The sequence below is a fragment of the Streptomyces sp. G7(2002) genome (assembly GCF_028870195.1).
In the GTDB taxonomy this organism is placed as follows: Bacteria; Actinomycetota; Actinomycetes; order Streptomycetales; family Streptomycetaceae; genus Streptomyces; species Streptomyces nigrescens.
This window is the reverse complement of sequence record NZ_CP102609.1, coordinates 7,742,034-7,754,776: the sequence shown is the minus strand read 5'-3', so window position 1 is coordinate 7,754,776 and position 12,743 is coordinate 7,742,034. Positions and strand designations below refer to the sequence as shown.

13 protein-coding genes and 5 pseudogenes are annotated in these 12,743 nt (G+C 67.7%); 7 read left to right on the top strand and 11 right to left on the bottom strand.

All coding sequences use genetic code 11. From position 1 onward, the window contains the following. Positions 1–10: 10 nt before the first annotated feature. Both gvpJ and NUT86_RS33165 read right to left on the bottom strand, forming a co-directional pair. Positions 11–361 (bottom strand): annotated as a pseudogene (gene gvpJ, locus NUT86_RS33170) (gas vesicle protein GvpJ); the annotation flags it as partial. Between the two features lie 688 nt (positions 362–1,049). Next, positions 1,050–1,544 (bottom strand): hypothetical protein, encoded by a 495-nt coding sequence (locus NUT86_RS33165; RefSeq protein ID WP_274739003.1) that lies wholly within the window; start codon positions 1,542–1,544, stop codon positions 1,050–1,052. A 14-nt stretch (positions 1,545–1,558) separates the two neighbouring features. Here NUT86_RS33165 and NUT86_RS33160 point away from each other — a divergent pair. Both NUT86_RS33160 and NUT86_RS33155 read left to right on the top strand, forming a co-directional pair. After that, a pseudogene (locus tag NUT86_RS33160) lies at positions 1,559–1,917 on the top strand (acyl-CoA desaturase); the annotation flags it as partial. A gap of 326 nt (positions 1,918–2,243) precedes the next feature. Next, positions 2,244–2,717 (top strand): hypothetical protein, encoded by a 474-nt coding sequence (locus NUT86_RS33155; RefSeq protein WP_274739002.1) that lies wholly within the window; start codon positions 2,244–2,246, stop codon positions 2,715–2,717. Between the two features lie 27 nt (positions 2,718–2,744). On the opposite strand, the gene NUT86_RS33150 is transcribed toward NUT86_RS33155, so the two are convergent. The 5 genes and pseudogenes from NUT86_RS33150 to NUT86_RS33130 all read right to left on the bottom strand — a co-directional run bounded on the left by NUT86_RS33150 (position 2,745) and on the right by NUT86_RS33130 (position 5,473). Continuing rightward, a complete protein-coding gene (locus NUT86_RS33150; protein ID WP_274739001.1) occupies positions 2,745–3,233 on the bottom strand; it encodes a hypothetical protein in 489 nt (162 codons plus the stop codon). Positions 3,234–3,297: 64 nt separating this feature from the next. Then, positions 3,298–3,849 carry a hypothetical protein gene (locus tag NUT86_RS33145; RefSeq protein ID WP_274738999.1) on the bottom strand — a complete coding sequence of 184 codons (552 nt, stop codon included), beginning with the start codon at positions 3,847–3,849 and terminating at the stop codon, positions 3,298–3,300. A gap of 143 nt (positions 3,850–3,992) precedes the next feature. Then, a complete protein-coding gene (locus NUT86_RS33140) occupies positions 3,993–4,148 on the bottom strand; it encodes a DUF6131 family protein (RefSeq protein WP_274738997.1) in 156 nt (51 codons plus the stop codon). Between the two features lie 934 nt (positions 4,149–5,082). Then, positions 5,083–5,250 carry a hypothetical protein gene (locus NUT86_RS33135; RefSeq protein WP_274738995.1) on the bottom strand — a complete coding sequence of 56 codons (168 nt, stop codon included), beginning with the start codon at positions 5,248–5,250 and terminating at the stop codon, positions 5,083–5,085. Next, a pseudogene (locus NUT86_RS33130) lies at positions 5,247–5,473 on the bottom strand (hypothetical protein). Before NUT86_RS33130 ends, NUT86_RS33135 begins: the two are co-directional and overlap by 4 nt. Positions 5,474–5,607: 134 nt before the next feature. Between NUT86_RS33130 and NUT86_RS33125 the strand changes: the two are divergent. Together NUT86_RS33125 and NUT86_RS33120 are read left to right on the top strand one after the other, a co-directional pair. Next, on the top strand, positions 5,608–5,886 hold the full coding sequence (locus NUT86_RS33125; protein WP_274738994.1) for a hypothetical protein: 279 nt from the start codon (positions 5,608–5,610) through the stop codon (positions 5,884–5,886). 198 nt (positions 5,887–6,084) lie between these two features. Further along, positions 6,085–6,654, top strand: coding sequence for a hypothetical protein (locus NUT86_RS33120; RefSeq protein ID WP_274738992.1), 570 nt, complete (start codon positions 6,085–6,087; stop codon positions 6,652–6,654). A 500-nt stretch (positions 6,655–7,154) separates the two neighbouring features. On the opposite strand, the gene NUT86_RS33110 is transcribed toward NUT86_RS33120, so the two are convergent. From NUT86_RS33110 to NUT86_RS33100, 3 genes are read right to left on the bottom strand one after another with little or no spacing between them, the layout of a single operon-like run. Continuing rightward, complete coding sequence (locus NUT86_RS33110; protein ID WP_274738990.1) at positions 7,155–8,186, bottom strand: NAD(P)/FAD-dependent oxidoreductase; 1,032 nt, start codon at positions 8,184–8,186, stop codon at positions 7,155–7,157. Continuing rightward, positions 8,183–8,698, bottom strand: coding sequence for an isoprenylcysteine carboxyl methyltransferase family protein (locus NUT86_RS33105; protein WP_274738988.1), 516 nt, complete (start codon positions 8,696–8,698; stop codon positions 8,183–8,185). Before NUT86_RS33105 ends, NUT86_RS33110 begins: the two co-directional genes overlap by 4 nt. An 8-nt stretch (positions 8,699–8,706) precedes the next feature. Then, positions 8,707–9,858: a type III polyketide synthase gene (locus NUT86_RS33100; RefSeq protein WP_274738986.1), complete on the bottom strand. Its 1,152-nt coding sequence runs from the start codon at positions 9,856–9,858 to the stop codon at positions 8,707–8,709. Between the two features lie 45 nt (positions 9,859–9,903). Between NUT86_RS33100 and NUT86_RS33095 the strand changes: the two genes are divergently transcribed. Continuing rightward, on the top strand, positions 9,904–10,767 hold the full coding sequence (locus NUT86_RS33095) for a UbiA family prenyltransferase (RefSeq protein ID WP_274738985.1): 864 nt from the start codon (positions 9,904–9,906) through the stop codon (positions 10,765–10,767). A gap of 401 nt (positions 10,768–11,168) precedes the next feature. Here NUT86_RS33095 and NUT86_RS33090 read toward each other — a convergent pair. After that, positions 11,169–11,462, bottom strand: a pseudogene (locus NUT86_RS33090) (ATP-binding cassette domain-containing protein); the annotation flags it as partial. Between the two features lie 325 nt (positions 11,463–11,787). On the opposite strand from NUT86_RS33090, the gene NUT86_RS33085 reads away from it, so the two are divergent. Both NUT86_RS33085 and NUT86_RS33080 read left to right on the top strand, forming a co-directional pair. Then, entirely contained in the window at positions 11,788–12,015 is a 228-nt protein-coding gene (locus NUT86_RS33085) for a DUF5133 domain-containing protein (protein ID WP_274738983.1), read from the top strand. Between the two features lie 32 nt (positions 12,016–12,047). Beyond that, positions 12,048–12,629 (top strand): annotated as a pseudogene (locus NUT86_RS33080) (glutathione-dependent formaldehyde dehydrogenase); the annotation flags it as partial. Positions 12,630–12,743 lie beyond the last annotated feature (114 nt).

The window sequence follows — 12,743 nt, the reverse complement described above, 5'->3', positions numbered from 1 at the left end:
CTCCTTATTCCCCGGCTCCGACTACCTCACGCACTTTATCGCCAGCGGCATGAACTGCCTTCTTGGCTTTACTTTTGGCGACCTTCTTGGCTGCTTGGCCACCGAACAGCTCGGGAACGGTGACGGTGCCCGAGTCGCGTTCCAAGTCCAGCCGGTTGCATGCCTCGGCGAACCGCAGATAGGTGTCGACACTTGCCACGACGATCCGGGCGTCGATCTTAAGGATTTCGATGCCGACCAGGGAAACCCGGACGAACACATCGATGACCATTCCCCGGTCCAAGATGAGTTCCATTACGTCGTACAACGTGCCGGCCCGCGGTGGGCAGGAGATCTCGCCGGCCGAGGTCGTGGAGGTCATCGCGGGCGTCCTTCTCGTGGTTGTTCAGGCTGTCGCCCGGTGGGCTGGCATTGGACACGGGTCGGGTGGGGGATTCCTGCCGGCAGCCGAGGGGGCGTGCGCCGAGCTCTGCCCTCACCATCATTCTGTTCAACGTGCCGGCGAGCGCACCCTGGGCGGACCGACAGGGTTCCGGCCGGGCTGGGGCTACTGCTGCCGGTGGTCTGGCGGACGATCCAGCACTACGGGGTGGAGATCGACACCTTGCGCTACAGCGGGCCGGTGGCCGGGAAGACATAAACCGCACCAGCGGCTACTGGCGCCCGGGCGACTTCTACGGCGCCCGCAAGGGCGGCCGGTGGCCCACAAGCCTGCACTGGTCACACTGGCGCCGCAGACGTCAGCACCAGGCCCGCATCAGTCACTACACACGACGCGGGCACAGCCCATAGAACTGCCCAGCCATCAGCACAAACACCGTTGCAGTACTAGGGGGCGTCTTGTCGATCATGCGTTGGAGAGAGATGGGTGTGCTGGCCAGTGTGATGCGGCGGGGCAGTGGTCAGGGCGCTTCCCCCTCGGCGAAGCGCCCCGGTGCCACACCCTCATTGGCCCACCCTGCCGACCCGCGACGACGGCGACGCCCGCTCCACGGGCCGACGACCCGGCCTGACGTTTTGTCTCCCGAAGAGCTGGGCGATGCACAATGTCATGCGCGCGTCCTAAAGCGGGCCACGCGCCGCAGGAGGTCTTGGCTCTGCTGCGAGGGCCGTTGCTGCTCACCCTGAAGCGCGGTGAGCACGACGATCCCGGCGGTCAGGGACGGGACCACCCACTGCATCAAAGTGAGCTGTCGCTGCGCCTTCGCGAGGTCGCCGGGCACCTTATCCGCCGTCTCGCGGTCCTCCGGATTGTCGGAGGTGGCGAGGTCCACCTTCTTGCCGAGAACGCGGGTGTAGGCGGTGGCCGCGAGGGCGCTGGCGGTGAAGGCGATCTTCGCGGCGCTGGAGGCGGCGACACTCCTTTGTTGCGCCACCCGCTCCTTGTTGGCGTTGAGGAGGCCGGCACCGCTGACCAGGTGCGCCGCGACGGCTGCGGCACCGACGGGCGCCCATTTCGCCCAACCGGTACTGGAGATCCGTGCGGTGGCCTTGTTCGAGCCGCCTTCCAGTTCGGCGGCCCTGTTGAGGCCGACGGCGCCCATCAGGGATCCGCCGAACCAGGGAGGGCCTGAACCTGCACGCCGCCGGCGTGAGGGCGCTGACCAACCGCGCCCTCACGCACCGCCTGCTGGACGGAGTCCTGCTGCTCACCCACATGGCGGCCTACCTCGCAGCCGTCTTCCTGGTGCTGCCGCCGGCATGGCCTTCGTCTTCCTCGCCGTGCACCAGGGCTTCTTCGGCGTCTACACCGGCTCCGTCTTCGCCCCCAACCACAAGGGCATGCCCCTGGTCACCGACGAGGACCGACTCGACTACCTGCGCAGCCAGGTGATCACCTCACGCAACGTGCGCGGCGGCCTCCTGACCGACCTCCTCATGGGCGGGCTCAACCACCACCCCTCTCCCGACCGGCCGGTGTCTCCGCCATGGCGGGACACCGCTGCGGGTGGCTGCGGCTACGGGACACGGCGGCCGACCGGTGCTCGTCGCCTTCCCAGTGTCAGGCGTCTTCGTGTGGCAGGCGCAGCTTGCCATCCTCGCTTCCTCCGGCATGGTTGTCGCCAGGCGGCTGGCCGGCGTCGCCGCGGTGTTTGCGGCTCGATCACCGCTCAAACAACATCAGACATCTCCCATCCCTCACGATCAACGCAACAATCGCGTGATCGGAAGACACTCCCGAGGTCGTGCGGGACCTCTACGAGCGCCTCCATGACGTCTACCTCTAGAATGGGCGATCAGCTATGCGAGTGGGAATCACCGGGCACCGCGGCTTGGGTCAGAACGTCGAGCGGCAGGTCCGCCGCCTGGAGGGCGCAGTGCGCCGCTGGGAGCCGACCGAACTGGTCGCGGTCTCGTGCATCGCGGACGGGCCGGACTCCTGGCTGGCAGAGGCAGTGCTGGAGTACGGCGGCCGCCTGGAGGTGGTCGTGCCCGCCTGGGAGTACCGCGAGAGCCTCCCTAGCTGGCACCACCCGGTCTATGACGCGCTGTACCGGAAGGCGATCGACATTCACGAGACCGGCCTGACGGTATCGGACAGTTACGCGCACATGGCCGGCAGAGAAACCCTGGTCGGCCTGGCGGACGAGCTGATCGCGGTATGGGACGGACAGCCCGCGCGGGGCTACGGGGGCGCTGCGGACGTGGTCGCCTACGCCGAGCGCACCGGAACCCCCGTGCAGGTAGTCTGGCCGCAGGACGCCACCCGAGGATGAAGGCCACTCAGGATCACGGAAAGGCAGTCACGTCTTCAGCAAGCGGTTGAAGAACGAACGGTACCGTTGAAGCGCGACACGCAGTTCCTCTGTCGCCACTTGTTCTCCCTGCTGCCACTGACTCTCGAGACCCTGTTTGTGATCCGAAAAGATCGCGGCGAGAGCCTGCATGACTTCAGCAACCAATTGATCAGCCGCACCGACGGCCTTTTGTGGGTCATCCACGAACTCGCCTTGAATGCGCTGCCATTTGATCCGGAAGTCCTCCCGCTCAGGCCCGAGAAGTGGCTCGTCGCTCCCCTCCGAGGGCCCATTCTCATCCGGATTCTGCGAGGGGGCACCGGCTTCGCTTTCGGCGGACAGATCCCGGTGGATTGTGTCAGCCTCTCCTGGAAAAGTCGGTGGCGCATCGGTAAGAGGTCCAGGGGTTTGTGCATCTACATTCCGTTTTGCGCCTGCCAGGTCGTCCGTTGACAGGCCCGTCGCGTCCGATTCAGGCAGATCCCTGCGTCCCATCCCTCAGCCTCCCTTTTGGTATCGCCTCGCCTGAGGTGATGTTCTGTTGCGGTCGCGAGGCGTATCAATGCTTTCCTGGCTGGTGACCGTTGTGCAGAAGCTCCTCGAAAAGTGCGCGGTAGTGAACCATCGCACCCCGTAGCTCTTCCGTGGTTGCCTCATGCTTACTGCTGCGGTCGTTAACCTCGTGGGCGGCACGATAGTGCTCCAGCGTGCGCCCATGCTCGACCGACAGGTCTTTGAGCTGCTGTTCAAACCCGCTCGTCGGATAGCCCCGCTCACCCATAAGCGCCGTCACCAGCCTGTCAGCCTCATGGACCGCATCATCGGGCCGGTCAACAAAACGCTCTTGCGCGCGACTCCAGCCATCAGCATATTCGTCCCGCACCCCTGACGGCAGGGGCTTGATCTCCAACGAATCATGACGCTCTTCGCGCTCACGCAATTCGCGCTCCGCGGCCATACGGCTGTCCTGGGAATCCAGGGCCCGTTCGTACTCCGGCCCGAACTTCTCTTTCAGGCGGCGACGCCTAACAATCATCCGAGCCAGCATTGCGCAGACCAACACGCCGATCACGACGACTACGACGATCGCTATCAGGATTCCAGTCGACATGGATCTCCTCCGCCTTGGATGGGCCGCATAAGAACAGTACTGAACTGAGGCTGGCTACAAATGCGCTGGCCTACTTACCTCAGCCAGCACCGCAAATCGCTGCCAAGAACGGGATTCGGGGGCGCATCCGGAGTCGGCGAGTTCTACCAATAGTGCCTCCGCCCGAACACCGCGTGACCCAACGAGCCGAGGATCCAGAAGATCACACCGAGAACAGCGAGCACGATGCCGATCGTCCACAAGATGGCTATCCCGGTCACGAACCCGACGACGAGTAGGATAATTCCGAGAACGATCACGATGCCCTCCTACCGGACACACTCCTACTCCAACTGTGATCCCCTCCTGACTTCACGGCAACTGCTAGACAATTGGCTGGTGAGTTCTCGCGGCACGTTGAACTTTTGGTCCATAGTCAACATGCACCGACGAGCAGTCCGGGCGTAAGTAGTTGCGATCGGTCGACGGCGGACGAGGTTCCTGGCCGCCGCGCGATATCTCCTCTTCCAGAGTCGCAGGCCCTGGGGACCGAGACCGTCAGCAGCGTCGGAGCACGGCATCGAGCGACCGCTGTCCTCCTTTGACGAGGGCGACAAGAGAGTCCTGGACGGGCATCGCTTGGTGCTCTTCTCAACCCCGCCCGCGCCCCATTCAGGACGGCCAGATGACGCTCCGCGGCATCCGCCAGCCGTCCTGTGCCCAGGTCTTGTCACGCTGTTGAGCCCGGCGTGGACCTCTCCTGTCCCCGGGATTCGGCGGGCTGGCGCATCGGGAGCAGCCTGCGCAGTCCTGGCGCCAGGAGAAAGAGCCACAGGCCCAACCACGGCGACTGCGGCCCCTTTAACTGAGCCAAGCCGTCATCCAACGACCACGTGGCCGGTTGTCGGCGAGGTGCCGTCGCCAGCCCATAGCGGTCGGGTGTGCCCGCACCGCGGCCACGTCGTACAGGAGCAGTCCGATGCCGGTGACGCACAAGGGGGCAACGACAGCCGCGGCCGTCGGGCGGACCAGAAGCGCTGAGCCGGCCGGCCAGAGTCGTGGTCCGCTCCCGCGCCGTCATCCGGAGGACACCTGTCACTGCCGACCGGCAGCCGCCGGGTATTCGAGCCTGGTTCCCTGGCGCTCATCCGCACCGGTCCTGACCTGCGCTCTGCGAGTGGCCCGAGCGGAGCCTCGCGACCGACACCAGGTCAGGCACGTCCATGCCGCTCGGCGCCCGCTCCATGGACGCCGTCACGCGTGGTGCCGGACGGTTGGCCGGAGATCTCCGGCTGCCACACCGAACTCCTTCAGCGCCTCACGATCCACCTGGGAAGCGATCTTCGCAACGATCCGGTCGGCGATAGCGATCGCACCGCGCTCCGCCGACAGTGCCCAGGGCCGGTCGGCGTCAGTCGTCACCGCCGCCATTCTCCCCGCGCCCGCCGCTGCACATCGCCGATCCGCTGCTGGTCGTCACGGCGGCGGAAGAAGTCGCCCGGTTCCAGATCACCTTCCATCAAACGCCCGGCCACAAGCCCGATGGCGCCCGCCCCAACACCGTCAGGAAGGCACCGAAGCCGCCGAAGTACCCGGCGAAGCCCAGCGCCATCCCGGCCAACAAGCCGACCACGGCCCTACTCATCATGCGCTCCTTCGCTTGAGCGACCCGCTCCTGCCGCGGCTAGTGGACCCGCTGTTGCTCTTCCGCGGCTCTCAGGCCCACGCCGGAAACTGCAGCCGTGCGAAGCTCGGCACCCGGTCCCCGGAACAGGAACAGTGCGAGGGCCCGCCAGCGAGCTGGACGACGTCGTCATGGCCGTCCCCGGCGTTGCCCGCCTCACCCCGATGCTGGGAGCCCGCCCGGTCAAGATGGAGCAACACGACGATCCGCCTGGCCGGCCCATCGAGGTCCAGTTTGCGGTCGCCCCGGGACACCTTCCGTTGAACGTCGCCCGCGCCGTCCGGGCAGCAGTGACCGGTGCAGCCGCCGATGACACCCCGGGCCCGGTCACCGCGGCCGCCCTCATCACGGAAGTCGAGTTTTACAACGGCTAACACTTGAGCCGGGTTACCCGCGGGTGATCAGGAGGCGAGTCCGAAGGCCGCGTCACGTCCTGGAGGCAGAAGGCATGGCCCCACCCCGTTTGCACTGTCCGGCTCGCCGGAACCGGCGCACGCCGGTAGGAGTGGTCACGGACATCTCCCGCGCACGACGAACTCTCACGTCAGCGCCCCCGTACACCTGAGGTCGATATGACAGAACGCAACACGTTCCTGCGCAGCATGCACGATGTGGGTCTCGCGGCGTGGTTCGGCGGCACGCTTATGGGCGCAATCGGGGTCAACGGCGCCGCAGAGGAAGCCGGCAGCAGCCCGACAGACACCGCACGGATCGCAAGCGTCGGCTGGGCTAAGTGGACACCTGTCAACGCTGCCGCCATCACCGCTCACCTGATCGGAGCGACCGGACTGCTCACCGCCAACAAGGCCCGCCTTCCCTACCAGCGGGGCCTGATGGCCTCTACCGCGGCCAAGACGGCCCTGACCGGCCTCGCCCTCGCCGCCACCGCCTATAGCCGCGTGCTCGGGAAAAAGGTGGAACTCTCCACCTCCCCCGACCCCGACCAGGCCGACATGTCCACCAGCCACCCCGTCCCGCTGGCGCAAGCCCAGCGACAGCTGCGCCTGGCCCAGTGGGCCGTTCCCGCCTCCACCGCCGCCCTGCTGATCCTCAACGCCCTCCACGGCGAACAACAGCGCCCGGCCGAACAGCTACGCGGCATGGTCAACAAAGCCGTTTCCCGCCTCAACATCCACCACTGACTCACAAGTGCTCCGATCAGCGGATGCCGTTCCGGACAGGCGACTACGGCGACAAGGCCCAACCGACTCGAGAACATCCCCAACGTCACCGTCTCAAAAGAGTTGAAGTCATTGCGGGACAAGCTCACTCAATGGGCCACCGAGCTCTCGCAACAGGCTGCGGGCCACGCACTGGCACCCATCGCTGGTTCTACTCGAAGACCCACACGGAGCCTCCCCCCCGAGGGCGCGTCAGCGCTTGCTCTTCCAGGGGCGAGCAGGCTGGTGGCCTCGGCGATGGCCTCCGGGGAGGGCTTGAAGCAGCGGCGGACGTTCTCCGGTTCGGCGGAGTGGGCGCAGTGGGTCCTGCCGGTCGCTCCAGTCGCTGCGGGGTGCTGCTGGCCCGGCCGGTCCGCCCATCGGCCGGCGTCTGCCGGGCCGGACGTCCGCGGGCTGCTCGGCGCGGTTGTCCTGGGTGGGGCGGGCGACGGCCTGAGGGGGTATTTGAAGGCGGCGAGGGTTCACATCAGGGCGTTCACTGCGGCAGCGAAGGCCCGCGGCATGCGTTCGGCCGTGGGAACGATGCGCGGTGCAAGCACGGGCTGCTGTCGGGCCCGTACCAGAAGTTCCGTCAGTAGCCGATGGCGGCGGGTCGCGCGTTTCCAGTCAGCCTCGTAGCGACCTGGTGTGCCTCGGCGCACGTTGTTGACCAAGGCTTCGGCGCCTGTGAGAGCCAGCGAAATACCTTCACCGGTGAGCGCGTCGATGTATCCAGCGGCGTCGCCCACGAGCAGTACCCGCCCCTCGAATCGGGCACGGGCCTTTTGACGGAGCGGCCCTGCGCCTCGCACCACAGTGACGGCCGTTTCAGCGCGGAGCCTGGCGGTCAGTGCGGGGAAGTGCTCCAGTTGGGCATCAAAGGGGGCACGGTGGGCGGTCAGCAAGGCGACGCCTACGAGTTGCGGACCGAGCGGGGTGACGTACGCCTCCAGATGCCGTCCCCAGTGCACCTCGACGTACGGAGACCAAGGTTGCACGGCGTAGTGGCGGCGAAGCCCGTAGCGGGGTGTACCGCAGGGCTGCGTTGCCAGGCCGAGCGAGCGGCGGACCGGTGAGTGCAAGCCGTCCGCGGCAACCAGCCACCGGGCGCGCAGCCCCGTGCCGGGGATGGTGATGCCCGTGGCGTCCTGCCGTACTTCTTCCACTCGCAGGGGCAGTACGGGCACCCCCGCCTCCACTACGGCCCGGTGCAGGGCGCTGTGCAGGTTGGTTCGGCGCACACCGAGGCCGGGGCCTTGCTTGAATGATGCCTGCACCTGACGTGGGCCCTGGACGTAGCGGATGCCGGCAATCGGGTGGCCGGCGACCTGGAGGCCGAGGGCGGTAAGGGCGTGGACGGCGCAGGGCATCAAACCCTCACCGCACGCCTTGTCGACCGGCGCCTGGCGCGGCTCTGCCACGACGGCGTCCAGGCCGGCGCGCGCAGCATACAGGGCGGTCGCCAGCCCGGCGGGCCCGCCTCCGGCGATCAGCAGGTCGTGGCCGCCGCTCACGCGGGAACCGCTCGGGTGAGCGCGGCGTTCTCGCAGCGCACACGGACCGTGAGCAGGATCGCATTGGCGAGGCTGAACATCGCGGCGGTCATCCACGCGGAATGCACGAGGGGCAGGGCTGCGATCTCCACGACAACGGCGACGTAATTGGGATGGCGAAGGAACCGGTAGGGTCCGGCGCTCACCAGACTCGCTCCCGCAACGACGATGACCCGGGTGTTCCAGTAGGGCCCGAGTGTCGTGATGCACCACCAGCGCAGCGACTGTGCCAACACGACCAGCACGAGCATGGGCCAACCCGGGACGGGCAGGAACGGTCGGTAGACGATCACGGGCTCGAGGAGACAGCACACGAGCAGGCCCACGTGCAGGGCGACCATGACCGGGTAGTGGCCGCGGCCGTACTCCACACCGGTGCGAGCCAGGGTCCATGCCGCATTGCGCCGGGCGACGATGAGTTCCACGACACGTTCGACGGCGACGGCCAGGACGAGAAGCGTGTACCAGCTCATGCGGCCACTCACCAGCGCAACAGGACGAGTTCGGAGCAGAACCCGGGGCCCATCGCCATCAGCAGGCCCCAGGAACCGGGCTCTGGCCGACGGGACTGCCAGGTGTTCTGCAGGATGTGCAGCACGGAGACGGACGACATGTTCCCTACCGCCGCGAGTGAGCACCATGCGCTGTCCAGGGCGTCGGCGGGGAGTCCAAGGGTGTCGGTCACGGCGGAGAGAACCCTTGGACCGCCCGGATGGCACACCCAGGTCTCGATGTCGTCGGTGGTGAGCCCGTGACAGGCGAGGAAAGCACGCACGTGCCGGCCGAAGTGGCCCCGCACGATGCCAGGGATACCTGCGTCGATCACTACGCGGAACCCATCGGCGCCGATGTCCCACCCCAGGAGCTGCTCAGTGCCCGGATACAGGCGGCTGCACGTGGCAACCACCGAGGGTCCGGCGTCGCCCGCCCGGATGCCGGCGCCGATGCCACAGCTACTGCCTCGTGCGACGAGCGCTGCCGCGCCGTCACCGAACAGTGCGCCGGCGACGAGATTGGCGCGGGAGCGGTCGCGCTGCTGGAGCGTCAGCGAGCACAGCTCGACGTTGAGCAGCACAGCAGTGTCGTCGGGATGTCCGCGCAGGTAGTCGTGGAGCCGGGCGATGCCGGCCGCGCCCGCCACGCACCCCAAGCCGAACACCGGAAGCCTTTTCACGTCGGGCCGCAACCCCACGCGCCCGGCCAGACGGGCGTCGAGCGACGGGGCGGCGATGCCGGTGATGGAGGCGCACACCAGTAGGTCCACATCGGTCGGCTCGAGTCCCGCATCGCGCAGTGCGCCGGTGAGGGCTTCCTCCCCCAGCTCCAGGCCGACAGCCATCCATGCGTCATTGCTCTGCCCGAAGTCGCCGAGGCTTGCATACCGCTCGATCGGCAGCGCGAGGTGCCGCGTTCGCACGCCGGCAGATGCGTGCAGACGGCGCAGCAAAGCGCGGTCTGCCCCCGGGGGCAGGCACAGGTCGCCGATCGGCTCGACGAGGTCGTCCTGTGCGTAACGGTGCGGCGGCAGTGCGGTGCGAACGGCTGCGACCGTGATCCCCGTGGCGGGCACAGCCCTCCAGCCCGGCGCCGCTGGAGCAGGGAAAGCATCGCCGGCGATGACTGGGACACGCATGACGGTAATGCCTTCCTTGTCGTGAATGGCTTGTACCTTGCAGTCGTGTCTCTACACCCGTCCGAGGCCCTTCCGCTCACGACACACCGTGTCCCGGCACTGCTCCGCTCCTGCCACCTGGAGCCGGCACTGGCCGTGACGGTCCTCGTGACCGCGCTGGCCGCGGCGGCCGGCCGCGGGCCGGCGGGTTCGGCAGCGGTAGCAGCAGCGGTGCTGGCCGGCCAGCTCTCGATCGGCTGGTGCAACGACGCGGTCGACGCACAGCGCGACACAGATGGCGGCCGCCGCGACAAGCCGGTGGCCGCCGGTGAACTCCCGCCTCGAGTGGTGGCTGTTGCAGCCGGCACGGCGCTGGGGCTGTGCGTACCGCTGTCACTACTGAGCGGCGCGGCAGCCGGAGCGATGCATCTGGGGGGCACGGCCGCGGGCTGGGCGTACAACCTGTGGTTGAAGCACACAGTGCTCTCCCCGCTCCCCTATGCCGTGGGCTTCGGTTCGCTACCGGCCTTCGTCACGCTCGGTCTGCTGTCGCCGTCCTGGCCGCACTGGTGGGCCCCGGCGGCTGGCGCGCTGCTGGGCATGGGCGCGCACCTGGTGAACGTCCTTCCAGACATCGACGACGATCTCGCGGCCGGTGTGCGCGGACTGCCCCAGCGGCTGGGCCGGACGGCCTGCCGGCGGCTGGCCCCGCTCATGATGCTGGCGGCTGTGGCCGTGCTCGTAGCAGGGCCACCTGGGCCGGTGGGGGCGATGAGCTGGATACTGGCGGCGGCCGCAGCCATCTCCATCCTGAGCACGGCTGTGCCATCGAAAGCTGGGAACCGGTGGCCGTTCCGGGCGGCGATCGTAGTTGCAGGCATGGCCGTGGCACAGCTCCTGCTGCGGGGGGCGGACATGGTCCGGCCTTGAACCGCCGTAGCTCCATGTTGGGCGAACGCATAGCCGTAACACCCGCACGGTGTACACCGTGTCGCCAGGAAGCTAGCCGCCACCCCGGAGCACCACGATGCTGCCAAGCGCTGTACGTGGCGTGGGTCGACCGCAAGGGCACACCGACACCCGAGCCAACGAACCCTCTCCGAGTAGCCCACCGGCCGCGTCCGCCCCGTTCACACGCTCCCGCCCCGGCCGGCGCCCCGCGAAGATGCTGCCCATGCCCGACGATCACTGCTCGAAGTGCTGCCTCGTCAAGCCGCCCAAGCCCGAGACGCCCGCGCCGTGGCCGTTGGGTGCGCTCCTGTAGCTCGGCATCATCCTCGGCGTCGGCGGTCGCAGGATCCGGGGCAATGACCTTCGGTGGGTCTGGTAGCCCGGCCGGCGTCGCCTTCGAAGTGCTGGAAGACGAAGCCGATGTGCCGGGCGCGCAGCGCGGAGAGCTGGGCGTCGGACAGCGTGCTGACGTCGTACCCGGCCACCCGGACCTCGCCCGAGGTGGCCCGGTCGAGGGTACCGAGCAGGTTGAGAAGGATGGGCTTTCCGGAGCCGGACGGGCCGACGATGGCGGTCAGTTCGCCGCGCTCCACCCGGAGGTTCACGCCCCACAGGGCGTGCACCCCGCCCGGGTACACCGGCTCACCGTCGAGGAGAACACCCCCGTCCGGCAGGTCACGTTGCGCGGCCGCCGCGATGTCGGAGAACGCCGCCGTCAGCTCGGTGCCCCTACGGGAACGCATCTCCACCCGGCCATCGGGGTGCCGGGCAAGGAGCGCCGCTATCGGGAGGTGACGATCACCGGACCGGAGCCTTCGCGGAGGCCAGGCTCGAATTGCGCGACTCCCTGGCACGCGTGTCGCGGAAATTTTGCCCGCTGCGGTGGCTCAAGGGCCGGCGGTCTCCTCATATCCGCGCGGCCGCGGGACATGAGTGGCGTTCCGGGTACTGGCGTGACTGTCCACTGAGAACGTTGAGCCCAAGGCTGAGGAATCCGGCATGCTGATGGCCCACTCTGCAGTACTACGCAAGCTCGTAGACGAGTACGAGGCCCTCCAGGCGGTACACGCCGAACGCGGTGACGCAGAGCCGCGTGGACGAATAGCAGAGGTCGCCTGCGCCCTGTGCATATCCACCGGCACCTCCGACGTGGACGCGGCCCTGGTCGCCGCCCACCACCAGCTCCCCGGAGCTCAGGTACATGACGACTCTCTTCTCGCCCCCTGAGCGCACAAAGGCACTGCCGGGGCGGCCCCACCGCTGGTATCGCGATCATCGTGGACCTTGTCCCTGAACGTCTGGCGCGGGCACGCGCCCGGGGTGTGCACACCCTGAACTTGAACGAATACGGAAAGAATGTGGGCGATGAAATCCGCGGCCTTACCGCCGGCGGCCGCGGCACCGACGCCGTCATCGACGCGGTGGGCATGGAGGCACACGGCGCGCCGTTGGCCAGGGCAGCCCAACAGTTCGCCGGCCTGCTGCCCGACACGCTCGGGGAGAAGATGATGGGTCGAGCCGGTGTGGACAGCATGGCTGCCATCAACACCGCCGTCGATGCCGTGCGCCGCGGCGGCACCATCTCGCTCATCGGCATCTATGGGGGCACCATCGACCCCATGCCGATGATGACGATGTTCGACAAGCAGATCCAGCTGCGCATGGGCCAGGCCAACGTCAAGCACTGGGTGCCCGACATCCTCCCGCTCCTCACCGATGCCGACGTCCTCGGCGTCTACGACTTCGCCACCCACACGCTGCCCCTCGAAGAAGGCCCACGCGCCTACAAGACCTTCCAGGCAAAGGAAGACGGCATGGTCAAGACCGTCCTCACGCCCTGAACTGCCAGGTGCCAGCCGGAACGGAAGCCGTGCTTCGCAGGGCGCCTCTATCCGCCCAGCTGACCCAGCTCTGCCCCGAGAAGCAGCCACGGCTCCAGGGGGCCGAAGGGCACC